Below are 22,435 nucleotides of genomic sequence, written 5' to 3'. Positions count from 1 at the left end.
CGTCGAGAATCCCGGGTCTCGGCGACCGGCGGTGGGTGTCGAGGCGGGTGCGGCTCAGGCCGTACCCGCCCGGACGGCCGCTGCGACTTCGGCGGGCGATCCCTTCCAGGGCGCGCCGTGACCCGGGAGCACCCAAGAGGCCTGCACGGCTGCGAGGTGGTCGAGCGAGGCCAGGGCTTCGGCCGGATCGTCGGTGAACGGCGCGGGCTGCATGCCTTCACGACCCGTGAGAACGTGGCGCGTCGTGAGGGCGTCGCCCACGAACACGGCGTCGGCGACGGGGATGTGCACCGCGATGCTGCCCGGCGAGTGGCCGGGCATCCCGACGATCGCGGGGGCGCCGGGCAGATCCAGCACATCGCCGTCGTGCACCTCGACCACCTCCGCCACGTAGGCCGTGGGCATCGCGCGCTTGCGCAGCGCGTATGCGAAGAACCCGAGTGTCGGCCCGAGCTTCATCGGCCCCGTCGACACCTTCGGCTTCGCGCCGGTCCGCGCGCGCTCGGCATCGGCCTCGTGCACGTAGACGGGCGCGCCGTGGTCTCGGCGCAGGCGCTCCGCGAAGCCGATGTGGTCGCTGTCGCCGTGGGTGAGCACGACGCCCTTGACGTCGGCGGGGGAGAGACCGAGTCCCTCGAGTTCGCGGACGAGGTCTTTCCAGTGACCGGGAAGGCCCGCGTCGACGACGGTGACGCCGTCGTCGGTCACGACGAGGTAGGCGGCGACGATGTCGTTGCCGATGCGGTGCAGATGGGGTGCGAGCTTCATGGGGGATCCTTCGCGGGTGCCGCCGGTGTCTCCGAACTTGGCATGGCTACGATACGTAGCTATCATGGCTACTGTCAATAGCCATCGAGGGAGGCTCGCATGCCGACACCGGAACGCACGTCGTACGCCGAGATCGTCGCGGCGGGACGCGACATCCTGGAGGAGTCCGGCCCGGCGGGCCTGACGATGCAGAGCGTCGCGCAGCGCGTGGGGGTGCGGGCGCCGTCGCTGTACAAGCGCGTGCGGGACCGCGACGCCCTCATCGGGGCCGTCGCCGCCGCGACCGTGGACGACCTGACCGGCCGGCTCGAGGCATCCGATCGCTCTCTGGAAGGCCTCGCCCGCGCCTACCGGGCGCTCGCGCACGAGCGCCCCGAGGGATTCCGGCTAATGTTCGCGGCCGCTGCTCCCCAGGAGCTGCTCGACCGCGCGGGGCTCACGATCGTCGACAGTGCTGCGGTCATCACCGGTGAGGAACACGCCCTCGACGCCGCGCGCCTCGTGACCGCGTGGGCGACGGGGTTCATCCACATGGAGCTCGCCGGAGCATTCCGGCTCGGCGGCGACGTCGACGGGGCGTTCGACTACGGTCTCGCCGCGCTGCGCCGCGGCCTCGGCTCCTGAGCCGGCCGGGTCATGCGGCGCGGCCCCGGACGCGGTGGATCGTGAGGCTCGCCGGTCCGGTCATCTCGGAGGACACGAGTTCGAGGTCGACGGGGTCGGGGAAGAGCCGGCGGCCGGCCGTCACGGCGGTCGGGAACGCGATGAGCCGGAACTCGTCGATGAGATCCTGCTCACGCAGCGCGCCCACGACGGAACCGCTGCCGATCACGACCACGTCCCTCGTCGCGATGGTCTGGGCGATCCACTCGCCGAGGGGCCCGTCGGCTGCCCGCGAGTTCCTCCACGCACCCTGCGGGAGGGCGTGGCTCGTCGCCACCGCCTTGTCGGCCTGGTTCATCGCGCGTGCGAACGGGGTGTCGCGGCCCGGCCACAGTTCGGCGAAGTGGTCCCAGGTGCGGCGACCGAACAGGAGCACCCCTGTTTCGAGCAGGTCGCCCAGCCGGAACTTGTCGCCCGCGACGCCCTCGGGCCCGTAGCGCATGGCCCATCCGCCGAACGGCGTGCCGCCGCTGCCGTCCGGGTCCTCGACCACGCCGTCGAGCGTGATGTACTGCACGACGATCACTCGTCCCATCCTTGCCTCCTCGTGAAGTGGGTTCATAAGGACATACGGATGGGATGCCGCGAACTCATCGCCCCGGGGAGAACTCGTTCTCGAAGAGGGCGAAGAGCCGCGGGTCCTGGTAGACGAGCACGTGCGCGACCATGCCCGACGCGTCGCCGTCGAAGATCTGCACCGTGTGCGGCCGGCGCCCGTCGGCAGTCAGCCGGTACAGCAGGATCCCGGGCTGACCGTTCGCCGAGATGGGCGCCGTCTCCCAGTCCTCACCGCGCCGGGCGAAGAAGTCCACCATGAAGTCTCGATACGTGTCACGCCCGCGCGACCAGGCAGGCACCGGCGGCATCTCGAAGACGAGGTCGTCGGCGACGAGGGAGGCGAGCGCTGCGACATCCGCTCGCTCGATCGCCCGTGCGTACCGCTCGACAGAGGTCGGAGCGAGGGTGTGCGGACGCCGGGCGCCGGTCGAGATGGCGACGCGAGCCCGCTGCAGAGCCGAGTTCGCGGAGGCGACCGACACCTCGAGTGCCTCCGCCGCCTCCACGGCCGACAACCCCACGAGATCGCGCAGCACGAACGCCCCCCGCTGGAGCGGGGAGAGCGACTGCAGCATGGCGGTGACGGCGAGGCGCACGTCGCTGCGGCGCTCGACGACGGTCTCGACGTCGGAGCCGGCGAGCCAGCCGGTCGGGGCGGGGGTGAGCCACGGAACATCGAACGCGGGCACGAGCGGGGCGCCGATCTCGATCCCCGGCTCCTGCAGATCCCTCGGCAGCGGGCGCCGAGGCGCCTCGCGGAGCCGGTCGAGGCAGACGTTGCGGGCTATGCGGTACGCCCAGGTCGCAATGCTCGCGCGCTCCGGGTCGAAGGAGCGGCGGGCACGCCAGATCCGTTCCATCGCGTCCTGCACGGCGTCCTCCGCCTCGAACGGCGAGCCGAGCATCTGGTAGCAGAACGGCATGAGCCGTCGACGGATGCCGGACAGCTCGACCTCGTCGAACTCAGCCACACGGCGAGCATAGGCGCCGGATGCGGATCGATTCGATACAGCGATCACTGTACTATTGCGGCTATGACCTCGGCGACCGCCACCGTGTCCCACACCGCGGCCCTCGCACGGCTCGGCTACGCGCTCGCCGACCCCACGCGCAGCGCCGTCCTGCTGGCGCTGCGAACCGGGCCCGCATACCCGTCCGATCTCGCGGAAGCCGTGGGTGTGTCGCGTCAGGTGATGTCGAACCAGCTCGCGTGCCTGCGCGGCTGTGGTCTGGTCGAGGCCACTCCCGAGGGTCGGCGCGCATCGTACCGGCTCGCCGATCCTCACCTCGCGCCGGCACTCGACGAGCTGCTGCAGGTCGTCCTGTCGGTCGATCCCGCATGCTGCACGGGCGAGACCTGCGGGTGCGTATGAGCGCCGGCATCCTCACCCACGAGCGACGCAACAGCCTCGAACGTCGCATCCGCTGGATCGTCGCGGCCACGATCGCCTACAACGTGGTCGAGGCGATCGTCGCGATCACGGCCGGCAGCATCGCGTCGTCGGGTGCGCTCATCGCCTTCGGACTGGACTCGACGATCGAGGTGGTGTCGGCGGCGGCGGTCGCGTGGCAGTTCACACGTCGCGATCCAGAGCGCTGGGAGCGGCCGACGCTTCGGGTGATCGCGGTGGCGTTCTTCGCGCTCGCCGCGTATGTGACCGCGACGTCGGCACTGACGCTGATCCTGCGGGTCGACGTAGAGCACAGCCCGGCCGGCATCCTGATCACCGCGCTGAGCGTCGTGATCATGCCCTTCCTCTCCCTGGCCGAGCGGCGCGCAGGTCGCGAGCTCGGGTCGGCGACGGCGGTCGCCGATTCGAAGCAGACGCTGATCTGCACGTATCTGTCGGCGTCGGTTCTCCTCGGACTCGTGCTCAACAGCCTCTTCGCCTGGTGGTGGGCCGACGCGGTGGCAGGACTCGTGATCGCGGTCTTCGCCGTCCGTGAGGGACGGGAGGCCTGGCGGGGCGACGCGTGCGCGACGTCCGTCGGCATGCTCCTCGACGAGGACCACGACCACCATCGCGGCTGACGCAGGGGGCGTCGTCGACCATCGAGCGTCGATAGGATTCCATCTATGAAAGGCGCGGCCCAGCGCGGACTCACGGTCCTGGCCGACCCGACCCGTGCCCGCATCCTTCGCTTGATCCGTGACGCGGACGGCGGGCACGCGCTGGTCGGAAAACTCGCCGATGCGCTCCAACTCCGCCAGCCCACCGTCAGCCACCACATGAAGGCGCTGCTGTCCGAAGGCGTCGTCGTGAGGGAGCGCGACGGACGACGCGTCTGGTATTCGATCGCGCCGGACCAGATCGATCGGGTGAACGCGCTCATCGGGGCCGGCGACAGCGAGGCGGCGCCGGCGGCGCCCGATCTCGAACGGATCGTCGACGACCTTGCGCTCCGGTTCCGCGGCACCTTCAGTCCCGAGACAGTACGTGCCGGCGTTCAGAGCAGCTACGACCTGCTGGTCACCGGCTCGAGCTCGCCGCTGCTCACTTCTCGGACCGCCGCCTTCGCGGCGGCGCGACTCGAAGCGCTCAGCCGAGCCCAGGGCGATCTGCCCGCCCGCCCTGAGGTGCTGTTCGTCTGCGTGCAGAACTCGGGGCGCTCCCAGCTCGCCGCGGGAATCCTCCGGCACCTCGCTGGCGATCGTGTCGGGGTGCGCAGCGCCGGCTCGGCGCCCGGGCCGGAAGTGCGCACATCGATCATCCAGGCGCTCGACGAGATCGGCGTGTCCGTCGGCGGGGAGTTCCCGAAGCCGCTCACCGACGACGTCGTCCGCGCGGCGGACGTCGTCGTGACGATGGGATGCGGCGATTCCTGCCCGGTCTTCCCTGGCCGGCGGTATCTCGACTGGCCCCTCGAAGACCCCGTGGGCAAGCCGATGGTCACGGTTCGCAGCATCCGTGACGACATCGAAGGCCGTGTGCGCGCCCTGCTGGACGAGATCCTCGCGTACTGATCCGGCGAGTCGTCAGCTCCTGGTGGTCCGGATGGTCGCCCCCGCCACAAGGAAAAGCACGGCGGCGACCGGCTGCGCGGCCGTCCAGACGGGCCCGTCGAACGCGAAGGGGAAGATCGGGTTCCAGAGGACGGCGATCGCCGAGAACACGGGGATCCACCACCAGTGCCGTGCCTGGAACGCGAACCACGCGACGATCACGGCCAGGATGGCGACGATGAACCGGATCAGCAGGAACCAATCGCCGCCGATCAGCAAGGGCGCCAGGAACAGGGCGATCGCCGCGATCAGGCTGGGCGCGAAGGCGTTGCGCTGATACGTCGAGGCGGTCCGGTCCTTGTTCGTCATGCTCCGACTCTCTCACCGTTGCGTTGCGCGCGGAGAATCCGCACGTGCTGCACGGCGACGACAGTGCCGGCGGGGCAGCCTCCCTGTTCGGAGGCGGGGGACCGCGTTCTCGGGTTACTGGTCGTCGGACGCCCGCGAGGCCCGGCGGCGTTCGAGCCGCCAGTGGATCTCGTGAGTCTCGGGGTGGCGCCATTCGTGCATCCGGTACTCGAAGCCCGGCAGCAGCACGATCGGGATCGGATCAGGAGAGGCCGGCGCGACGGCGCCGACCACGATCTTGGCGTCAGCCGGGATGAACGGCGACTGCGCCGGCACGGGTGCGGTGATGATCTCGACAGGGTCTCCGTAGGGGCGCGCCATGCGGGCACCTTAGCATGGCCAGGGAACCTCCTGAGAGAGACCTTAGAGCATCTATACACGGCCGATAGCAGCGTCATAGAGTCTAAATAGAAGACGAAGCGCTCGTCGTGTCGAGGCCGAACCCGAAGGCCCCGTTCCTTGCCGGTGTGTGGGGCTGGCGAGCCGGCGGCGCTACCCCACGTCTTCTAGCCGGTGCGGGTTGGGGGCGTACTCGTTACGCGGGGGAACCCGGTCCACAGCACTGCGGCGGCCCGCCTCTGGATGCACCGCGTCCAGAGGCGGGTCGGCCGGGCTTTGTGCGACGAAAGGAACACCCATGCGTGATTCGGTATCCGCTCCCGCGAAGGCCGGGTGGTATCCCACCCCGGTTCACGACAGAGAACGCTACTGGGACGGGGTCCGATGGACCGAGATGTTCCGCCAGGCCCGGGCGAGTGCGCCGACCTCGATCGGTGGCGGCGTGGGGTCCGAAGCCACCGTCTGAGCATCTTGGCGACCCGTCCGCGACATCAGCGGCCGCTAGCACGACCGTCGATCACGCACAATCCCGGCGCGTGAGTCCGCGTGAGTCCGTACGTTCGGCGTCATGGCCACCACCACGAAGAACCCCACCGCGTCCGCCACTCGGAACAAGCGGCGCGCCGCTCGCGGCGCCCAACTCACCAAGGAGCAGAACGCGGAGAGCGGGTTCACCGCCTCCGCCACGCTGAGCGACAACCTCCAGAAGGTGCTCGTCGATCTCATCGAGCTCGCCTCGCAGGGCAAGCAGGCCCACTGGAACGTTGTCGGCAAGAACTTCCGCGACACGCACAGACAGCTGGACGAGATCATCGAGTCGGCTCGTGAATTCAGTGATGACGTAGCCGAGCGGATGCGGGCGCTCCACGCCCTCCCCGACGGTCGCAGCGACACCGTTGCGGAGACCACCAGCCTCCCCGAGTTCCCCCAGGGTGAGATCGCCACCACCGAGGTGATCGACCTCGTCACGGAACGACTCGAGAACACGGTCGCCACGTGCCGGGACGTGCACGACGCGGTCGACGAGGAGGATCCCACCAGCGCCGATCTGCTGCATCAGATCCTCGAGAAGCTCGAGCAGTACGCATGGATGGTGAGCGCGGAGAACCGGGTGCCGAAGCAGGGCTGAGCCGGAGCCGGGGAAACGGGGTGCGGCCTTGTGGCTGCACCCCGTTTCCGCCATTCTCTGAAGCCGCCCGCACGATCCGCGACGGATGTCGTCGGTCGATGCAACCATCATCATCAGAACAAATGTTCGATGGGAGGCGGCATGCGGGGCGAGGCGACCGTGCTGCACGCCGATCTCGACGCCTTCTACGCGTCGGTCGAGCAGCGAGACGCCCCCGCGCTGCGCGGCCGGCCCGTGATCGTCGGCGGTGGGGTGGTGCTTGCGGCCAGCTACGAAGCGAAGGCTCGTGGCGTGCGTACGGCGATGGGTGGGCGGCAGGCGCGCGACCTCTGCCCGGATGCAGTCGTCGTGCCGCCCCGGATGGAGGCGTACTCGGCGGCCAGCAAGGCGGTCTTCGCGATCTTCCGCGATACGACGCCGCTGGTCGAAGGGCTCTCCATCGATGAGGCGTTCCTCGAAGTCGGCGGCCTCCGCCGCATCGCGGGCACGCCCGAGCAGGTCGCGGTGCGCCTGCGGGAGCGGGTTCGTGCGGAGGTCGGACTGCCCATCTCCGTCGGGATCGCCCGCACCACGTTCCTCGCCAAGGTCGCCAGCGCCGTCAGCAAGCCCGACGGGTTGCTGGTGGTCGAGCCGGAGCGGGAGCAGGAGTTCCTGCTTCCGCTGCCGGTGGAGCGGCTGTGGGGTGTGGGCGCGGTAACCGCCGAGAAGCTCCATCGGCTCGGCATCCGTACCGTCGGTCAGCTGGCTGAGCTCGAGGCCGCGACCGCCGAGAGACTGCTGGGGAAGGCGGTCGGGGCCCATCTGCACGCGCTCGCCCGGCTGCGGGATCCGCGCCCGGTCGACACCACGCGTCGCCGTGGGTCCATCGGCTCGCAGCGAGCCCTCGGGACGCGTCCGCGGGGCGCCGAAGAACTGGAGGTGATCCTCACCCAGATCGTCGATCGTCTCGCCCGTCGCCTCCGCGACGGCGACCGCGTGTGCCGCACGGTGGTGCTCCGGCTCCGCTACGGCGATTATGCGAAAGCCACCCGATCCCGCTCGTTCCGCTCGCCGACCGACCGCACCGCGCTGATCCTCGCCGTCGCGCAAGGCCTGCTCGCCGCGGCGCAGCCGGAGATCGCAGAACGCGGCATCACCCTCATCGGCGTCTCGCTGTCGCAGCTCGGCCGCGTCGACAGCGTCCCGCCGGAGCTTCCGATCGACTGGGACGACGGCGTACGCCTCGACACCGTACTCGACGCGGTCCGCGATCGCTTCGGCGCGGCCTCGGTGTCGCGAGCCGCGCTCCTCGGCCGTGATCCGGGCTGGTCGACGCCGCTGCTCCCGGAGCACGAATGAACACGGTCAGTGGGCCTGAAGATCCCCGCGCCAAGAGGTGTCCGTCACGCTGCGCGGGAGGCGTTGCGACCTGGGCAGACGGGGAGTCCCGCCATGCGGATGCCGCGGCGGAGCTGTCTCCGTCAGCCTCGAGAGACAGCGGGCTCGGGTAGCGCCACGGGGAACAACACTCGAACCGCCCCGTAGCCGAGCGCCGCGCCCAGGAGCTGCGCGACGATGAACGGCAGTACGGACGCAGGGGCTATTCCGGCGAACGTGTCGCTCAGGGTGCGCCCGATGGTGATGGCAGGGTTGGCGAAGCTCGTCGACGAGGTGAAGAAGTACGCCGCACCGATGTACGCACCCACGGCGGGCGCGGCGAGATGCGAGCGGCCGGTCCGCACCAAAGCGAAGATCAGGAGGATGAGCCCGGCCGTCGCGACGACCTCGGACAGCAGCAGCGGCCAGGCGGAGCGGTCGGTGGTGCTCAATGTGACCGGTGCAGCCCCGAACATGAGGTTGGCGACCACGGCACCGGCGATGCAGCCCAGCACCTGAGCGGGCAGATACACCGCAGCGATGGACCAGGTCCGTCGGTGGAGGGCGATGTCGACGAGGGTGACCACCGGGTTGAAGTGGGACCCCGATACCGTCGCGAAGACGAGGATCAGCACGGCGAGGCCGAGAGCGGTGGCGAAGGCGTTCTCGAACAGCTGCAGCCCGACATCACCGGGGGAGAGGCGCTGGGCGGCGATGCCGGACCCGATCACGACAGCGGCGAGCCCTGCGCTGCCGAGGAACTCGCCGGCGGCGCTGCGAACGGTGTGCGTCACGAGGCGACGAGGAGTTGTGAGACCCGGTCCAGCGCGCCGGGAACCAGCTTGAAGTACGCCCACGTGCCGCGCTTGCTGCGAGTGAGGAATCCGGCAGTGGTGAGGATCTTCAGATGGTGGGAGACCGTCGGCTGACTGAGACCGACGGGCTCGATCAAGTCGCAGACGCACGCCTCGGAGTCTTCCGATGCTGCGACGATGGAGAGGAGCCGGAGGCGGGTCGGATCGGCCAGGGCCTTCATGGTCGTGGCGAGCTGTTCGGCCTCGTCGGCGGTGAGCGGCTCGCGAACGAGGGGGGTGCAGCACACGTCGGCGGTGACGTCGGTCACGGCGAGCATCGTGGTCATACATCGAGGTTAGTCGATATTGACAAGTGTCGATAGATGAGTTCAGACTCGGGTATCGAAGTTCATCGATATCGACTGGAGGATGCTGTGACCCTGCTGGACCTGACCCCCCGCGTCGTCGACGCCAGTGCGTTGTCGACACTCCCTGTCGCGATCATCGGCGCCGGACCGATCGGACTCGCCGCCGCTGCCAACCTGGTCGAGCGTGGCATCGACTTCGTGGTCTTCGAGGCAGGCGACGAGATTGCCGCGAGCATGCGCTCGTGGGGTCACACGAGACTGTTCTCGCCTTGGAAGCACCTCGTCGACCCGGTCTCGCGTCGCCTGCTCGAAGACCGCGGATGGTCCCTGCCAGAGCCCGAGCGTGCGCCGACCGGGACAGAACTCGTCGAGAAGTACGTCGAACCGCTCGCCGCCCTCGAAGAGATCGCACCGCGGATCCGTACCGGTGTCGCGGTTATCGGCGTGACGCGCGAGGGGATGGACCGCACCCGCACGGCGCGGCGCGCCGCCACTCCCTTCGCTGTGCGGATCCGAACCGCTGCCGGTGAAGTGGAGGACTTCGTCGCGCGCGCCGTCATCGACGCATCCGGGACATATCTCTCGCCGAACTCCCTGTCTTCCAGCGGACTGGAGCTGCTGGGCATGGCCGGCATCGCCGACCGCGTCACCGCCGCACTCCCAGACGTCCTCGGCAGGGATCGCGCGGTGTTCGCGGGTAGGCGGGTGACGGTCGTAGGTGCGGGCCATTCCGCCGCCAATACGCTGTTGGCCCTCGTGCGGCTCGCGCGCGAAGCACCCGGCACTACGGTGACCTGGCTGATCCGCAACTCCAAGGCCGTGCGGGTATCGTCCTCGCCCGATGATGAGCTCATCGGTCGGGCGAGCCTCGGCAGCCGTGTCGACCGAGCCGTGGAGCGCGCCGACATCACCCTCATCGACGGCTTCGAGATCATCCGGGCCCGCCGAACGACCGACGCCGTCGAGCTGCTCGGACATCGCGATGGGGAAGTGGTAACCCACGAGAGCGACATCGTGGTCAACGCGACGGGGTTCCGGCCGAACCTCGACATCCTCAGGGAGATCCGGCTCGAGCTCGACGAGATCGTGGAGGCCCCCAAGCGACTCGCACCGCTGATCGATCCGAACGTGCACTCGTGCGGCACCGTCGAGCCGCACGGCTTCCGCGAGCTGACCCACCCCGAGCAAGGATTCTTCATCGTCGGTATGAAGTCATACGGACGCGCGCCGACATTCCTGCTCGCCACCGGATATGAACAGGTCCGGTCCGTGACGGCATGGCTCGCCGGGGACATCGCGTCCGCGTCGAACGTGGAGCTACTCCTCCCCGCCACGGGCGTCTGCTCCACCGGCGCCGGCAACGGGGGTGGATGCTGTTCATGACCCGATTGCGTGAGATGGTCGCGGCTGACTGGCCCGCGGTCGAAGCGATCTACGCTCAAGGAATCGAGGACGGGGAGGCGACCTTCGAGGTCGCCACCCCCGCCTGGAACGCGTTCGACGCAGGGAAGCTCCCTGCACTGCGGTTCGTCATCCCCGACGAGAGCGGCGCCCTTCTCGGCTGGATCGCCGCCTCGCCTGTGTCTTCGCGTCCGGCATACCGCGGCGTGGTCGAGCACTCGGTCTACGTCGATCGGAACGCCCGGGGGCAGGGAATCGGTCGCCGCCTCCTTGACGCGTTCGTCGCCGGCGCCGAAGAGAGCGGAATCTGGACAATCCAGTCGAGCATCTTCCCAGAGAATGCCGCGAGCCTCCGACTCCATGAGACAGCCGGATTCCGTGTGGTGGGCCGGCGCGAGCGCATCGCCCGGTCAGAGATCGGCCCGCACGCGGGCGCATGGCGCGACACGCTCCTGATCGAGCGACGCAGCACGAGCGTGCACGCGTCTGAGCATGGGTGACGCGATCAGTCGGCCGCGGCACGATATGAATAGATCTACGTCTATGCTTTCCCTGAGAGAGAAAGCGAGGCCGTCATGAGTGACAAGCCGACCGTCCTGTTCGTCTGCGTGCACAACGCCGGGCGTTCGCAGATGGCTGCCGGCTACCTCCGTGCCCTCGCCGGCGCCGATGTCGAGGTGCTTTCCGCGGGGTCCGCGCCCAAAGACGTCATCAATCCGGTCGCCGTCGAGGCGATGGCAGAGGAAGGCATCGACATCGCGGCTCACACGCCGAAGGTGCTGACGGTCGACGCCGTCAAGGAATCGGATGTGGTCATCACGATGGGGTGCGGCGACGCGTGCCCGATCTTCCCCGGCAAGCGCTATGAGGACTGGGAGCTCGACGATCCCGCCGGACAGGGGATCGAGGCTGTGCGACCGATCCGCGACGAGATCCGCCGGCGCATCGAGGCGCTGATCTCCGACCTGTTCCCTGAGCGGGTGGCGTAGTCAGAACGGGACATTCTTTCTCCCACGCTCATCATCTGCGGACTCATCACCCGGGGTGTGCATGCCCTCGAGCGGAAGGCGAGAGCCCGCCCTCCACTCATCCCGCGCTGAAGCGGGGAACGCGAGTCTTCTTCGGGGCCCGCACCCGGCCCGCACAACGCGCGCGACGGGCGTACGTCCGCCCGAAGGCCCGCCCCCGCAAGGCGGTGAACGGATGATGGGCACACAGCCCGCATGGCGACTCGACATCCCCGTTTCCGAACCATTCACGGAGTCCTTCTAGGCGTAGCCTCTGACTGGATCGGGACGTCGTCTCAGATCGTGAGGTGCGCCTATGGCTCGGTGGAGCACGAGTCGTCTTGTCCGCAGCGGTGCGCGGTCACCTGCCGGGCGGTTCGCGTTGCGAGTCGCCCGCGATCTGGCCGATCTGGGCCTGATCGATCGCGGTATGACCCTCGCGGCGCACACATTCACGTCGGTGCTGCCGATATTGATCGTCGTAGGTGCTGTGCAGTCCAGACTCGACACCCGCACTGCCGCGATCTTCGCGGAGCACATGGGATTCGATGCGGCCACGGCCGAGACTCTGGAGAAGTCGCTGCCCGGCGGCGCTCAGGAGCTTCGCGCGACAGGTGTCATCGGGGTGATCCTCCTCGTCATCGCTGCAACCTCGTTCGCGCGGGCCCTGGAACGGAGCCTTCGCAGGATCTGGCGCACGCCCGCCGTCAGCCTGAAGTTCGCCTGGCGGTGGCTGGCGGCGGTTGCCGCGGTCGTCATCGGAATCGCGGTGGTCGTCGCGACGCGCGTCATCATTCGCGACGACGGACCATTGCCGGTGATCGAGTTCATCGTCGAGGTCGTGCTGTGGGGTTCGCTCTGGTGGGTCGCTTCGTGGATCGTCGTCAATCGCGGGGTCAGCCTTCGAGAACTGCTGCCCGGCTCCGTTCTCGCGGGAATCGGATTCGCCGTGGCCGGACGGTTCGGAAGGGTGTTCCTGCCACCGCTACTCGCGGACTCGGCACTGCGATTCGGCGTCTTGGGCATGGCATTCACCTATATCGGATGGCTGCTCGTGCTGGCCTGCGTCCTCCTCGTCGCGGCGACCGTCGGTCGCGTCGTGTATCTCACCTACTCGGGCCGAGCGTGGCGTCACTCCGTTTCGAGGTTCTTAGTCGAGGCTCGAGCTGGTCGGGTGTAGGAGCGGGGAATCTTCGCGCTTCCCCGAAGCACGCCGCGGCGGATCCGGTACGGCTGCTGGCGCTCGTCCCGAGAGGTCAACCGACACACTCGTTGGGCGGAACGCCTCAACCGCCGCTCGTCGTGCAGACACCTCGCCTTTGGGACGGTTGGTCTCAACGGGATCCGCCGAATAGTGTGGTGACGCCGGGCCCGCGCTGCTAGAGCGTCACAACGATGTCCCCAGCGTCGAGCCTGTCCCCAGCGGGCGCGTGACGCACGTGGGCAAGGCAAAGGTCCCTCGGACGCCACAAGCACTAGTTGCGGCGTCCGAGGGGCCGTCTCATGCGCAGGTAGTTGCGCACAGGGAGTCAGTGGCCCCAGCCCCAGATCCCCAGATCGGTGTCGCACGGGGCCAGATCCCAGGGTCCCCGCGAGCTCACGTCGCCCACCCTACCGTGTCCCCCGTTCGGGGGACAGCATCGATTCGCCCGCCGGCGCTCGGAGGGTCGAACGCATGCTCGATGGGCGGCACCCGGCCCATCGCCCCCTGCGCGGTCTACGTCGAGGGTGGCTCGCGCGAGGCCGTCCAGGTTGTCGTCGCTGGGCGGCTGCGGGTCGGCAGAGACGTCGTCGACCCCTCGGGCGCACTGACTACCCGTTCGCCCATCGGGTCGGTGGTCGCGCGAGTCGCGGTCGATGAGCGAGCGGGGCGTGGGCGGTTCAGGGAGAAGGTGAGTTCGCCTGAAACACGAACCGATCGCCTGGGGACCAGATGTGCTCGTCGTCGCATCGATAGCCGCGTAGCCAAGCGCGCCCGTCGACGACTCGCAGATAGAAGCCTTTGGGATAGTCGTCGTCAGCGCTCAGCGGTTCGGATGCCACGGTGAGTGAGCCGTCGGGAGCTTTGCCCGTCGACATCGTCGCGTCGGCCGATGTCGCTTGATCGTTCAGAGCCAATCGCAGGTAGGGGCCCGCTTCGGCAGGACAGAGCGCCAGCCCGAGATTCCGACCGAGCTCGAGGATGTCGGGGAGCGGCGCGCCATGAGGGCGACCGAGGTCAGCGACAGTTCGTTCGGTGACCGCGATGATGTGGGGGCTGCGTTTGTCGAAGACCTCAGCGTCGAGCAGAGTTTCGGCGTGCGCGTTGAGAAGGATGTTTCGAGAGGCGAGGGTGCGTCTGAGTTCGGCTCGCGAAAGGCCGCCGACGGCGACCTCGAGTCGGTCGATGCGAGATGTGTTCACCATGGCTCCGGACACGAGCCGCTCGGCGAGAGATCCGAAGATCGGCAGACGTCGATCATCGGGCGCCGGCGTCGTCGGCGGTGGTGCGCAGCATCGCCTGTATTTGTCTGATGTGCTGTCCGAGGTCACCGGAAGCCAGGAGACCTGGCCCGAGCGGTCCCGCAGTATCGTCGCCCAGCAGGGGCAGCTTTCGCAGCGCAGCCGCTACTTCGAGGCTCATCTGCTTCAGCTGCCATGCAAGCTCGTGGGCAGCGCCGTCGGAGCGGTCGGACGCCGACCCGGCGGCCCTGGCTGCGTAGGCGGACGCGCCGAGCGCATGCGCACCCATGTGTGCGACAGCGGCAGCCTGTGCGGCAGCCCGTGCAGCTGCGACGCCTGCGGGCGTTGTCGCAGAGTGCGCGGCACGGCCGGCGACGAATCGGAGCCGGATCTCGGCCGCCGCTGCGAGCTCGCCGCGGGCGAAGGCTCGAGCACGCTCGATCGCGTCACGGGGCCGGTCGTCGTGCGGGGCCTCCGCCTCGAACACCGGCAGCACCCGTTCTGCGCAGTCGGCCGCCCACGCTGCGACCCGCCGACGGTCTTCTTCACTGAGTGACTGGGGTGACGGCACGCGAGCACTCTGCCACACCCAACCGCCGCGCATGCACCTCCGACCCGGAGACCGGCGTGCTCTCAGCCTGGTCGCTCGGCGGGCGACCTGAGCGAGCAGTGGGCGGAGGCAGGGGCGTCAGGTCGCCGAACGCCACGCGTCTGGTTCTGTTTCGAAGGAGTCGCGATCCCTTGAAAACACTGGGATCGCAGGTGCGGAGGATGGGGGATTCGAACCCCCGAGGGCTTGCACCCAACACGCTTTCCAAGCGTGCGCCATAGGCCACTAGGCGAATCCTCCAGGAGGCCCCGGAGGGCCGCCGACCATCCTACCCTGCTCCGCTACCGTGCCCGAACCGGGGCCGTCCCGGCGTACACGCTGCCGGGCCGGATCACGAGCGAACGCGGCGCCAACAGCGCGAGAATGCGGCGCGAAGGCGGCACAGATGCGAGCAGGGATGTTCGGACGGATGCTGCGGCATCGGCCGCCGCGTCTCCCATCCAGTACGAGCGGGTTCCGGCGCGCGAGTAGCTGGCGCGCTCGATCGCGAGGAGGACCGTGTTCATCTCCGATGCCGCGACCCCGTGCTCGGCGACGAGTCGGCCGGCGAACGCGCGCGGCGTCTCGCTCGCGGGCACGGGGATGCCGACGTCGATTGCGGCCTCCTGGACGGACTGCCACGCGGCCGCCGCGTCGCCGCCCCGGGCGGCGGCATCCTGCTGTCGGCGGCGCAGCTCCCGGATGAGGAAGGGGAGCGCGAGGAGCACGATCATGGCCGCGACCACGCCGAGGATCGGCAGCGGGTCGAGGGCGTCCTGTGACGTGCCGCCCGACGCATTCTGCCGCTGTTCCTCGAGGTCGATCTGCGCCTGGTCGCCGCGCGCCGTCGGGGTGGGGTTCGTCTGAGGAGTCGTGGCGTCGGGGTCGGCGGTCTGGCCAGGAAGCGTGAGCTCCGACGAGAAGGTCGTGGGAACCCCGAGGCCCGAGGTGGGCTCGAACGGGATCCACCCGATGCCCTCGAAGAACACTTCGGGCCAGGCGTGCAGCTGCGAGCTCGACACCGAGAAGACCGGCTGTTCGTCGATGGTGTCGGTGGTCGGCGTGCCCGGCAGGTAGCCGACCACGATGCGCGACGGCATGTGGAGCGTGCGCGCCATGAGTGCGAACGCCGATGCGAAGTGGATGCAGTAGCCCTCGCGGACCTCCAGGAACCGCGCCACCGCCTCGGCCCCGCTGCCGTCGAACCCGTCCTCGACGGGCGACTCGAGCGAGTAGCGGAAGTCGGTGCCGCGGAACCACCGCTGCAGCGCCGTCAGCCGGTCGTAGTCCGTGGTGGCATCGGCCGTCAGCTGCACCGCCAGCTCGCCGATGATCGGCGGGATGTCGTCGGGCAGTTGCGTCGTCTCGTCGCGCACCTGCGAACCCACCGACACCGCGGCCCGCACCTGCTCCAGGGACGGCCGGGGGACGTCGTACGCCACCTCGTAGGACTGGCCCTGCGTCGAGCCGCCGGTCGTGGCCACCGTGTGGTTGTAAGGGACCGCGCCCCACATGCCCCCGCCGAGCCCGGTGATGCCCACCGCCGGGTAAGGCACGGGCGCCCATTGGGAGTCGAGGTTCACCACGTCGATCTTCGCCGTGTACTCGCCGATGCGGATGTCGTCGCCGGAGTCGACGACGCCGAACGCGCGCTCGCTCTGGAGCGAGACGGTCTGCGAACGATCGGGCTCCCACGCCCCGCCGTCGAAACGGGAGAGGGTCGTCGCACGCAGATACGGCACCGACGGCGCGTTCGTGCGGACCCGGAGGACCTCCATCTCCTGCGGGCGGCGCAGGTCGTCTCCGAGCTGCAGCGTCGCGTCGATCCCCGGACCGGGTCCAAGGCCCGATCCAGCCCGCGCACCGGGCTGCGGCAGCACCGGCGTGGCCACGACAGCCACGACGATCGCGATCGCGCCGATGCCGAGTGCGGTCGCGGGGACGCCCGCGGTGCGCTCCGCTTCGCGCTCGGTCGGCTTCTCCCTCGAGCGCGTCTCCGAGCGCAGGAGGAACAGGATCGTGACCGCGAGGAACACGAACCCGATGACGTCGACCTTGCTCGGCGCGGCGATCGCCGGGATGAGCGACACCGCGACGATGCCGACGGACGCCAGCAGCGGCATCCGTGCGGTCACGACGACGTGGTCGACGATGATCGTGAGGAGCCCCATCGACCCCACGACGACGAACGCCAGCGACCGCGTCGGCTCCAGCGGCGCCGCGCCGATGGTGATCTCCTCCATCGCGGCCTGCACCAGCATCGGCACCGCGCGGAAGGTGTCGAGCGTCGGGATCACCCACAGCAGGGCGGTGTCGCGCAGGAAGATCAGTGTCATGAACACGACCCACACCGCGACCTCGATGAGGGTCACGGCGACCGCGGGGAGGCGGTAGAGGCGGGCGGTGTACCCGGCGGCGAGCACCATGGCCGACAGCGCGAGGGCCGCGACGAGCCACCACCCGGGCTCGATGACCCGGACGACCGGCAGCAAGGCCGCGAGCAGCGCCGCAAGGATCGCGAACGTCAGCAGTCGCTCCCCGCCGCGCGCACGTGCCTGGCGCCCTGTCTCAGCCGAAGACATGGTGCACCCCCCGTCCGATCGCGTTCGCCCATGCGCTACCCAGGTCGCGGTCGGGACCGATCGCCGCCACGTGCCAGCCGTGATCCGCCGCGATGTCCAGTGCGTCGCCGACTGGCGCCGCGGACAGGAGGAGCGGGAGCGTGCTGTGGTGCGACACGGGGCCGACGGCCACCGCATCGGCCGGGTCGAGCCGACCGACGATGAGCACGATCGGACCCGTCGACGCCCCTGCGAACAGCCGCGACAGGCGCGGGAGGGTGTCGTCGCGGTGTGCCGTGATCGTCGCGAAGTGCACGAGCATGGCGTCGACCTCGGTCATGTCCCCGCCGTCGATCCGGTCGACGAGCACGGTTCCCTCCGTGTCGAGCACCTCCACGGCGTAGCCGTCGTGCACGAGGCGCGCGACCGCGGAGACGCACGCCGAGATGCCGGCTTCGAAGCCGGGGTCGGCGCCCGGAGCGCGCAGCGCCTCAGGAGACCAGCGCAGCGCGGCGCGGTCGATCACGACCGCCGCCTCGGGCGTGGACTCCTGCTCCTCCTGGCGCACCATGAGCTCGTCGCGGTGGGCGGTCGCCCGCCAGTGGATGCGACGCATCGAGTCGCCCGGGGCGTACGGCCGCGCGACGAGGTTGTCGGCGCCCTGGCCGAGCTGATCGGTCGTGGTGTGGAGCATCCCGCCGGTGGCGCCCGCGTAATCGACGAGCGGCGGCAGCTCGACGATGGCCGGCGCCACGGTGACCGGCGTGCGCTGGCTGAACACGACGGTGCGCCGGGCGAGCCCGAAAGGATCCGACGACCGCACGGTGAGCGGCCCGAGCGAGTGGACTCCGCGCCGCGCTCCGGTGACGGTGTACATCAGGTCGATGCTGCGGGCACCGCCGCGCTCGCCGCCGCGCAGCCCCGAGCCGAGTGCGGGGAACGCGCCCTCCGCCTTGCCGCGCAGCCCCTTCGGCAGGGCGTCGCGCCAGGTTCCCGGCGCCGTGGGCAGCGCGGTGCGCACCTCGACGCGCACCGACACGCGTGCGTCACCTCCGACCGGGACGACGTCCGGGACGAGCGCCCGGGTGACCGCGTCGGAGCGGCGCCCGACATACAGCGAGGCGATGCTCGCGACCACGACCGCCAACAGCAGGATGCCGAAGTACATCAGCTCGACGATGCTCGCCTCGTTCGCCACGATGAAGCACGCGATCGCGAGGACCAGCGCTCCGGTGCCCCGGACGGTCAGCGGCCACACGCTTCTCATCGCTCGCTCACTGACGTGCGGCGATCGGCACCCGCACGGTCGCGGCGATGCGCTCGAGGATCGTCGCGATCGCATCTGCGGCGCTCGACCCCCGGGCGCCGCCCGCGGCGCGGGTCGGGATGAGTCGGTGTGCGAACACGGGGGCGAGGAGCGCCGTGATGTCGTCCGGGATGACGAACGCCCGACCGTCGAGCGCGGCCCACACCTTGGCCGCGCGCACCAGCTGCAGCGTCGCGCGGGGGCTGGCGCCCAGGCGCAGATCGCTGTGCGTGCGGGTCGCCTGCGCGAGGGCCACGGCGTAGTCCTCGATCGCGGGCGCGACGTGCACCGCCCGCGCCCACGCCACGAGACCGGCGACCTCCTCGGCCGAGACGACCGACCTGAGCTCGTCGAGCGGGTTGACCGTGTCGCGCTGGCGCAGCATCAGGGCTTCCGACCGCGCGTCGGGGTAGCCCATCGAGATGCGCATCATGAAGCGGTCGCGCTGCGCCTCGGGGAGGGCGTACGTCCCCTCCATCTCGAGCGGGTTCTGCGTCGCGACGACGAGAAAGGGCTCGGGCACGAAGTGCGTGCGCCCGTCGACGGTGACCTGGCGCTCCTCCATCGCCTCCAGGAGGGCGGACTGCGTCTTGGGGGAGGAGCGGTTGATCTCGTCGGCGATGACGATGTTCGCGAAGATCGCACCCGGCTTGAACTCGAACTCGCGCTCGACCGGGTTGAACACGCTCACGCCGGTGACGTCGCCGGGGAGCAGATCGGGCGTGAACTGGATGCGGCGGACCGTGGCATCCACACTGGTCGCGAGCGCCCGCGCGAGCATGGTCTTGCCGACGCCGGGCACGTCCTCGATGAGGAGGTGCCCCTCGGCGAGGAAGCACACCAGGGCGCTGCGCACCGCGTCCGGCTTGCCGTCGATGACGCTGCCGACCGCATCGAGGATCGCGTCGGTGACGCGGGCGAATCCCTCGGCGGTCGTGGCCCCGAGTGCACCCGAGCCTTTCGAGGCAGCATCCGTCATCGCGGTATCGACCATCGCCGGCTCCTGTTCCGCCCTCGAACGGGCGGGTCGCGGGTGGGGTGCGGGCTCCCTCGCCCACGGGACCGATCCTAATCGCGCGGATATCGGATCGGTATCGATCGCGCTGGGAGAACCCTGGACGGAGTCCGCCGTGGCGTACGCGACTAGACCGACGCGCCGACCGCCATGAGCAGCACCGACGCGCCCATGCAGATCAGCTGTGTCCGGTCCAGGGCCCGATGGGCGCGGAAGACCATGAGCGCCGACAGGGCGGCGTACGCGACCGCACCGCCCAGCAGGAGGACGGCGAGGAGCGTTCCGCCGTCTCCGCCGTGGCCGTGCGCCGGCGCGGCGCTCGCGCCGACCGGCGGATGGGCCATGCCGAGCTGCAGCGCGGCCATCGCCACCAGCCCGAGTCCGGTGTGGACGGTCATCGTTGCCGGGGCTGACGCGGCGCGGCCGTTGCTCCGGCGCGGGCGTTGCCAGACAGCGATCGCCATCGCTGACAAGAGAAGCAGCGCGGCCCAGTAGACGGGTGCCACGAGGCGGGTGGTCACCGCGTCGAGCATTGCGATCAGCATGATCGCCGACGCGACGGCGTCGGACCACCGCGCCCGGCCCCGGTCGGCCGCCAGACAGCAGGCGCCGATCGCGGCCGGGGCGATGGCCCAGGCGTGGAGCAATTCGGTCACGGATCAACCGTGGTGGTGGTGCTCGCCGTGCGCGTGACCGTGGGCGCCCGAGTCGTGCCCGTGAGCGCTCGGGTCATGCCCGTGCGCACCGGGCGTCGGCCCGTAGCCACCGGCCGCACTGTGGACGTGGCCGGTGCCGGCCGAGCAGTGCGCCGACTCAGGCGCGGGCACGTTGAGCGTGGGGTTGCGCTCGAAGAAGTTGTACGGCTTCAGCGTGAACTTCGCGTAGTCCATGGGCATGACGGGCCAGTCCTCGTTGCGCGGGAAGTGCGTGAGCCCGAACGTGTGCCACAGCACCACGTCTTCGCCGATCAGCGGCTCGTCGCCCTCGATGAACGCGGGGATTCCGCCGCCGCCCGGGTGCTGGTTCACGAAGTCGCCGGCCGCGTACCGCTCGGCCGGGTCGTACTTCGTCACGAACAGGTTCTTCGTGGCGAAGGCGGCGCGCGAGGCGATCGACGACGCATCGTCGGCGAGCAGGACGGGCGACTCGGTCGGGAACAGCACGTAGGAGGTGGGCTGTCCCATCGACGTCGTCTTCTCGGTCGATGCGATCTGCCACACGCGGTTGCGCGCGCCGTCGGCGAGGCGGCCCGAGACCTTCTCGGACGCGATCGGCACGACGCTCTTCGTGAACGCGTTGCCCGCCGGGTTCTCGGCCGAGATCGGCACGCGCACGGCATCGATCTCGTTCACGACGTTCGCGATGCCGTCGACGGTCATGTCGAGTCGTGCCGAGAACAGGTGCTGGTGGTAGGGCGCCCCGAGGCCCGGTGCGACCTCGGACGCGTAGCCGTACGGCGAGCCGTCCTCGTTCGGCCCCGGGTAGGCGGAGGTGAACAGGATGCCGGTGAGCTTCGCCTCGCACTCGATCGTGCCGTCGAGGTAGAGGTACCAGAAGAACCCGTAGTCGTAATTGCCCACGGTCGTGAAGAACGAGATCACGAGGCGACGCGACCGACGCACCTCGGACGCCCCGGTGAACAGGTCGGTGTGCTTCCACAGCGACCCGAAGTCCTCTTCGTGCATGCACACGCCGTTGCGCACGGTGCGCGGCATCCCCAGCTCGTCGGCGAGGATCGCGTCGACGTAGGTGATGTCGCCGACGCAGTCGCAGCCGAGCTCGAGCTCGTTGGTGTAGCGGCCGAAGAGGTACTCGCCGGTGTCGAAGTAGTTCTGCCAGAACCGGTTCGGCTGCGGGTCGGCGTACGGCACGACCATCTCGCTGATCGACCCGCGGTACATGACCGGCCGTCCCGCGAACGTCAGCTGCCGGAGGATCAGCCCCTCGCGGGTGTCGAAGCCGATCCGGAATTCCCACTCACCCCATGTCACGTGCTCGTCGTCGACGGTGAAGCTCGACCCTTCCGGCTGGGTGATCACGATGGGCTTCAGACCCTCGAGCGGTGCGCCCTGCAGCTCCGGATCGTCGTAGTTTCCGCTGGTCTGCGGGATGTCGTAGCCGGGGTTGTCGACGATCTTGATCACCGCCCGCGCGGCGACGTCGATGTAGGCCGTCAGCCCGTCCACGGGGTGCGCCCACGGGTGGTCGGCGGCGTGGAACTGCTGGAACGCGAACGTGCGCAGGATGCGCCGGCCCGCCTCGTCTTCGTAGCCGTAGTGGCCGGCGGACAGGGGGACGAGCACCACGTCGTCGGAGGTCAGCCCCCGCGCCGCCAGGGCGGCGACCCACTCCGCGCTCTCGTTCGCGATCACGCCGACCTCTTCGAACTCGGCGTCCAGGATGGGCAGCTGCCCGGCCGTGCCGTCCAGCGTGACGCTCGAGAGCACGGCGCCGGTCGCGAGCGACACGACCAGGTCCAGCGACAGCGCCGAGCGCATGTCGAGCAGCTGCACGCGCGCCCGGCGCTCCGGCAGGGCGCCGGTGCCGGCCTCCCACGCGAGCACCTCCGGTTTCGGCGCCTCCTCCAGCCCCACGTAGGCGAACCGGGTGGCGTCGGTGGTGGACTCGAGCCCGAGGACGATCGTGCGGACGGCTTCGATCTCAGCGGGCGTGAGCGAGGCGAGCGGATGCTGCGGTGCCGGCGCCGGGGTGAACCCCGAGGCGGTGGCGATGTCGGTGATGGTCATGGTTCTCCTTTGTTGCGGGGCGACGCGGGTGGGTCGCGGG

Annotated in this window: 25 protein-coding genes and 1 tRNA gene; 11 read left to right on the top strand and 15 right to left on the bottom strand. The window is 69.7% G+C overall.

Features of this window, described 5'->3' with window-relative positions; genetic code table 11:
* Positions 1-54 precede the first annotated feature (54 nt).
* Complete coding sequence (locus RS82_RS13160) at positions 55-768, bottom strand: MBL fold metallo-hydrolase (RefSeq protein ID WP_045300171.1); 714 nt, start codon at positions 766-768, stop codon at positions 55-57.
* 99 nt (positions 769-867) lie between these two features.
* On the opposite strand from RS82_RS13160, the gene RS82_RS13155 reads away from it, so the two are divergent.
* Positions 868-1,392 carry a TetR/AcrR family transcriptional regulator gene (locus RS82_RS13155; RefSeq protein ID WP_045300169.1) on the top strand — a complete coding sequence of 175 codons (525 nt, stop codon included), beginning with the start codon at positions 868-870 and terminating at the stop codon, positions 1,390-1,392.
* A gap of 10 nt (positions 1,393-1,402) precedes the next feature.
* On the opposite strand, the gene RS82_RS13150 is transcribed toward RS82_RS13155, so the two are convergent.
* Together RS82_RS13150 and RS82_RS13145 are read right to left on the bottom strand one after the other, a co-directional pair.
* Positions 1,403-1,966 carry a dihydrofolate reductase family protein gene (locus RS82_RS13150; RefSeq protein WP_045300167.1) on the bottom strand — a complete coding sequence of 188 codons (564 nt, stop codon included), beginning with the start codon at positions 1,964-1,966 and terminating at the stop codon, positions 1,403-1,405.
* A 55-nt stretch (positions 1,967-2,021) separates the two neighbouring features.
* Positions 2,022-2,960, bottom strand: a complete 939-nt coding sequence (locus tag RS82_RS13145; protein WP_052676831.1) for an RNA polymerase subunit sigma-70 — start codon at positions 2,958-2,960, stop codon at positions 2,022-2,024.
* A gap of 63 nt (positions 2,961-3,023) precedes the next feature.
* Between RS82_RS13145 and RS82_RS13140 the strand changes: the two genes are divergently transcribed.
* The 3 genes from RS82_RS13140 to RS82_RS13130 are packed head-to-tail and all read left to right on the top strand — an operon-like array spanning position 3,024 to position 4,954.
* Complete coding sequence (locus RS82_RS13140; protein ID WP_045300166.1) at positions 3,024-3,362, top strand: ArsR/SmtB family transcription factor; 339 nt, start codon at positions 3,024-3,026, stop codon at positions 3,360-3,362.
* A complete protein-coding gene (locus RS82_RS13135; protein ID WP_045300577.1) occupies positions 3,359-4,021 on the top strand; it encodes a cation efflux transmembrane domain-containing protein in 663 nt (220 codons plus the stop codon). The genes RS82_RS13140 and RS82_RS13135 overlap by 4 nt, the downstream gene beginning before the upstream one ends.
* Positions 4,022-4,066: 45 nt before the next feature.
* Entirely contained in the window at positions 4,067-4,954 is an 888-nt protein-coding gene (locus tag RS82_RS13130; protein ID WP_084695639.1) for a metalloregulator ArsR/SmtB family transcription factor, read from the top strand.
* 12 nt (positions 4,955-4,966) lie between these two features.
* Here RS82_RS13130 and RS82_RS13125 read toward each other — a convergent pair whose 3' ends face one another.
* Positions 4,967-5,302, bottom strand: coding sequence for a DUF6804 family protein (locus RS82_RS13125; RefSeq protein ID WP_045300164.1), 336 nt, complete (start codon positions 5,300-5,302; stop codon positions 4,967-4,969).
* Between the two features lie 114 nt (positions 5,303-5,416).
* Positions 5,417-5,662 carry a hypothetical protein gene (locus RS82_RS13120; protein ID WP_045300162.1) on the bottom strand — a complete coding sequence of 82 codons (246 nt, stop codon included), beginning with the start codon at positions 5,660-5,662 and terminating at the stop codon, positions 5,417-5,419.
* A 316-nt stretch (positions 5,663-5,978) separates the two neighbouring features.
* Here RS82_RS13120 and RS82_RS21105 point away from each other — a divergent pair, with 316 nt between their 5' ends.
* From RS82_RS21105 to dinB, 3 genes are all read left to right on the top strand, one after another.
* A complete protein-coding gene (locus tag RS82_RS21105) occupies positions 5,979-6,146 on the top strand; it encodes a DUF2510 domain-containing protein (RefSeq protein WP_084695638.1) in 168 nt (55 codons plus the stop codon).
* A gap of 102 nt (positions 6,147-6,248) precedes the next feature.
* The gene (locus tag RS82_RS13115) at positions 6,249-6,809 is read left to right on the top strand and encodes a Dps family protein (RefSeq protein ID WP_045300160.1); all 561 of its coding nucleotides are present in this window, start codon (positions 6,249-6,251) and stop codon (positions 6,807-6,809) included.
* 141 nt (positions 6,810-6,950) lie between these two features.
* Positions 6,951-8,147 (top strand): DNA polymerase IV, encoded by a 1,197-nt coding sequence (gene dinB, locus RS82_RS13110; protein WP_045300573.1) that lies wholly within the window; start codon positions 6,951-6,953, stop codon positions 8,145-8,147.
* Between the two features lie 122 nt (positions 8,148-8,269).
* On the opposite strand, the gene RS82_RS13105 is transcribed toward dinB, so the two are convergent.
* Both RS82_RS13105 and RS82_RS13100 read right to left on the bottom strand, forming a co-directional pair.
* Positions 8,270-8,959 (bottom strand): aquaporin, encoded by a 690-nt coding sequence (locus RS82_RS13105; protein WP_045300158.1) that lies wholly within the window; start codon positions 8,957-8,959, stop codon positions 8,270-8,272.
* On the bottom strand, positions 8,956-9,306 hold the full coding sequence (locus RS82_RS13100; protein WP_045300156.1) for an ArsR/SmtB family transcription factor: 351 nt from the start codon (positions 9,304-9,306) through the stop codon (positions 8,956-8,958). The genes RS82_RS13105 and RS82_RS13100 overlap by 4 nt, the downstream gene beginning before the upstream one ends.
* Positions 9,307-9,393: 87 nt before the next feature.
* On the opposite strand from RS82_RS13100, the gene RS82_RS13095 reads away from it, so the two are divergent.
* The 4 genes from RS82_RS13095 (at position 9,394) to RS82_RS13080 (ending at position 12,915) form a co-directional block, all read left to right on the top strand.
* Positions 9,394-10,710 (top strand): FAD-dependent oxidoreductase, encoded by a 1,317-nt coding sequence (locus RS82_RS13095; RefSeq protein ID WP_045300154.1) that lies wholly within the window; start codon positions 9,394-9,396, stop codon positions 10,708-10,710.
* Complete coding sequence (locus tag RS82_RS13090; RefSeq protein ID WP_045300152.1) at positions 10,707-11,228, top strand: GNAT family N-acetyltransferase; 522 nt, start codon at positions 10,707-10,709, stop codon at positions 11,226-11,228. The genes RS82_RS13095 and RS82_RS13090 overlap by 4 nt, the downstream gene beginning before the upstream one ends.
* Before the next feature lie 75 nt (positions 11,229-11,303).
* Positions 11,304-11,717, top strand: coding sequence for an arsenate reductase ArsC (locus RS82_RS13085; protein ID WP_045300150.1), 414 nt, complete (start codon positions 11,304-11,306; stop codon positions 11,715-11,717).
* A gap of 334 nt (positions 11,718-12,051) precedes the next feature.
* Positions 12,052-12,915, top strand: a complete 864-nt coding sequence (locus tag RS82_RS13080; RefSeq protein ID WP_084695637.1) for a YhjD/YihY/BrkB family envelope integrity protein — start codon at positions 12,052-12,054, stop codon at positions 12,913-12,915.
* A gap of 701 nt (positions 12,916-13,616) precedes the next feature.
* Here RS82_RS13080 and RS82_RS13075 read toward each other — a convergent pair.
* The 8 genes from RS82_RS13075 to RS82_RS13040 form a co-directional block, all read right to left on the bottom strand.
* The gene (locus RS82_RS13075; RefSeq protein ID WP_045300146.1) at positions 13,617-14,141 is read right to left on the bottom strand and encodes a hypothetical protein; all 525 of its coding nucleotides are present in this window, start codon (positions 14,139-14,141) and stop codon (positions 13,617-13,619) included.
* A 52-nt stretch (positions 14,142-14,193) separates the two neighbouring features.
* On the bottom strand, positions 14,194-14,748 hold the full coding sequence (locus RS82_RS13070; protein WP_045300571.1) for a putative immunity protein: 555 nt from the start codon (positions 14,746-14,748) through the stop codon (positions 14,194-14,196).
* A 194-nt stretch (positions 14,749-14,942) separates the two neighbouring features.
* Positions 14,943-15,027, bottom strand: a tRNA-Ser gene (locus tag RS82_RS13065).
* A gap of 41 nt (positions 15,028-15,068) precedes the next feature.
* Positions 15,069-17,348, bottom strand: coding sequence for a transglutaminase TgpA family protein (locus RS82_RS13060; protein WP_045300144.1), 2,280 nt, complete (start codon positions 17,346-17,348; stop codon positions 15,069-15,071).
* The gene (locus tag RS82_RS13055) at positions 17,335-18,594 is read right to left on the bottom strand and encodes a DUF58 domain-containing protein (RefSeq protein WP_045300142.1); all 1,260 of its coding nucleotides are present in this window, start codon (positions 18,592-18,594) and stop codon (positions 17,335-17,337) included. The genes RS82_RS13060 and RS82_RS13055 overlap by 14 nt, the downstream gene beginning before the upstream one ends.
* 7 nt (positions 18,595-18,601) lie before the next feature.
* Positions 18,602-19,627, bottom strand: a complete 1,026-nt coding sequence (locus RS82_RS13050; RefSeq protein WP_245619609.1) for an AAA family ATPase — start codon at positions 19,625-19,627, stop codon at positions 18,602-18,604.
* Positions 19,628-19,776: 149 nt separating this feature from the next.
* Positions 19,777-20,304 (bottom strand): hypothetical protein, encoded by a 528-nt coding sequence (locus RS82_RS13045; RefSeq protein WP_045300140.1) that lies wholly within the window; start codon positions 20,302-20,304, stop codon positions 19,777-19,779.
* Between the two features lie 3 nt (positions 20,305-20,307).
* Complete coding sequence (locus tag RS82_RS13040) at positions 20,308-22,395, bottom strand: primary-amine oxidase (RefSeq protein WP_045300138.1); 2,088 nt, start codon at positions 22,393-22,395, stop codon at positions 20,308-20,310.
* Between the last annotated feature and the right edge of the window lie 40 nt (positions 22,396-22,435).

Source organism: Microbacterium trichothecenolyticum (assembly GCF_000956465.1).
In the GTDB taxonomy this organism is placed as follows: Bacteria; Actinomycetota; Actinomycetes; order Actinomycetales; family Microbacteriaceae; genus Microbacterium; species Microbacterium trichothecenolyticum.
Note: the sequence above shows the minus strand (reverse complement) of the source record. Positions and strands in the feature narration are given on the sequence as shown.

What these genes read in the sequence shown, in the direction of transcription:
- RS82_RS13055 (WP_045300142.1), bottom strand. Translation starts at nt 18,594, where the DNA reads ATGAGAAGCGTGTGGCCGCTGACCGTCCGGGGCACCGGAGCGCTGGTC.
- RS82_RS13140 (WP_045300166.1), top strand. Translation starts at nt 3,024, where the DNA reads ATGACCTCGGCGACCGCCACCGTGTCCCACACCGCGGCCCTCGCACGG.
- RS82_RS13090 (WP_045300152.1), top strand. Translation starts at nt 10,707, where the DNA reads ATGACCCGATTGCGTGAGATGGTCGCGGCTGACTGGCCCGCGGTCGAA.
- RS82_RS13160 (WP_045300171.1), bottom strand. Translation starts at nt 768, where the DNA reads ATGAAGCTCGCACCCCATCTGCACCGCATCGGCAACGACATCGTCGCC.
- RS82_RS13040 (WP_045300138.1), bottom strand. Translation starts at nt 22,395, where the DNA reads ATGACCATCACCGACATCGCCACCGCCTCGGGGTTCACCCCGGCGCCG.
- RS82_RS13120 (WP_045300162.1), bottom strand. Translation starts at nt 5,662, where the DNA reads ATGGCGCGCCCCTACGGAGACCCTGTCGAGATCATCACCGCACCCGTG.
- RS82_RS13080 (WP_084695637.1), top strand. Translation starts at nt 12,052, where the DNA reads ATGGCTCGGTGGAGCACGAGTCGTCTTGTCCGCAGCGGTGCGCGGTCA.
- RS82_RS13115 (WP_045300160.1), top strand. Translation starts at nt 6,249, where the DNA reads ATGGCCACCACCACGAAGAACCCCACCGCGTCCGCCACTCGGAACAAG.
- RS82_RS13100 (WP_045300156.1), bottom strand. Translation starts at nt 9,306, where the DNA reads ATGACCACGATGCTCGCCGTGACCGACGTCACCGCCGACGTGTGCTGC.
- RS82_RS13135 (WP_045300577.1), top strand. Translation starts at nt 3,359, where the DNA reads ATGAGCGCCGGCATCCTCACCCACGAGCGACGCAACAGCCTCGAACGT.
- RS82_RS13150 (WP_045300167.1), bottom strand. Translation starts at nt 1,966, where the DNA reads ATGGGACGAGTGATCGTCGTGCAGTACATCACGCTCGACGGCGTGGTC.
- RS82_RS13075 (WP_045300146.1), bottom strand. Translation starts at nt 14,141, where the DNA reads ATGGTGAACACATCTCGCATCGACCGACTCGAGGTCGCCGTCGGCGGC.
- RS82_RS13125 (WP_045300164.1), bottom strand. Translation starts at nt 5,302, where the DNA reads ATGACGAACAAGGACCGGACCGCCTCGACGTATCAGCGCAACGCCTTC.
- RS82_RS13130 (WP_084695639.1), top strand. Translation starts at nt 4,067, where the DNA reads ATGAAAGGCGCGGCCCAGCGCGGACTCACGGTCCTGGCCGACCCGACC.
- RS82_RS21105 (WP_084695638.1), top strand. Translation starts at nt 5,979, where the DNA reads ATGCGTGATTCGGTATCCGCTCCCGCGAAGGCCGGGTGGTATCCCACC.
- RS82_RS13050 (WP_245619609.1), bottom strand. Translation starts at nt 19,627, where the DNA reads ATGGTCGATACCGCGATGACGGATGCTGCCTCGAAAGGCTCGGGTGCA.
- dinB (WP_045300573.1), top strand. Translation starts at nt 6,951, where the DNA reads ATGCGGGGCGAGGCGACCGTGCTGCACGCCGATCTCGACGCCTTCTAC.
- RS82_RS13060 (WP_045300144.1), bottom strand. Translation starts at nt 17,348, where the DNA reads ATGTCTTCGGCTGAGACAGGGCGCCAGGCACGTGCGCGCGGCGGGGAG.
- RS82_RS13085 (WP_045300150.1), top strand. Translation starts at nt 11,304, where the DNA reads ATGAGTGACAAGCCGACCGTCCTGTTCGTCTGCGTGCACAACGCCGGG.
- RS82_RS13155 (WP_045300169.1), top strand. Translation starts at nt 868, where the DNA reads ATGCCGACACCGGAACGCACGTCGTACGCCGAGATCGTCGCGGCGGGA.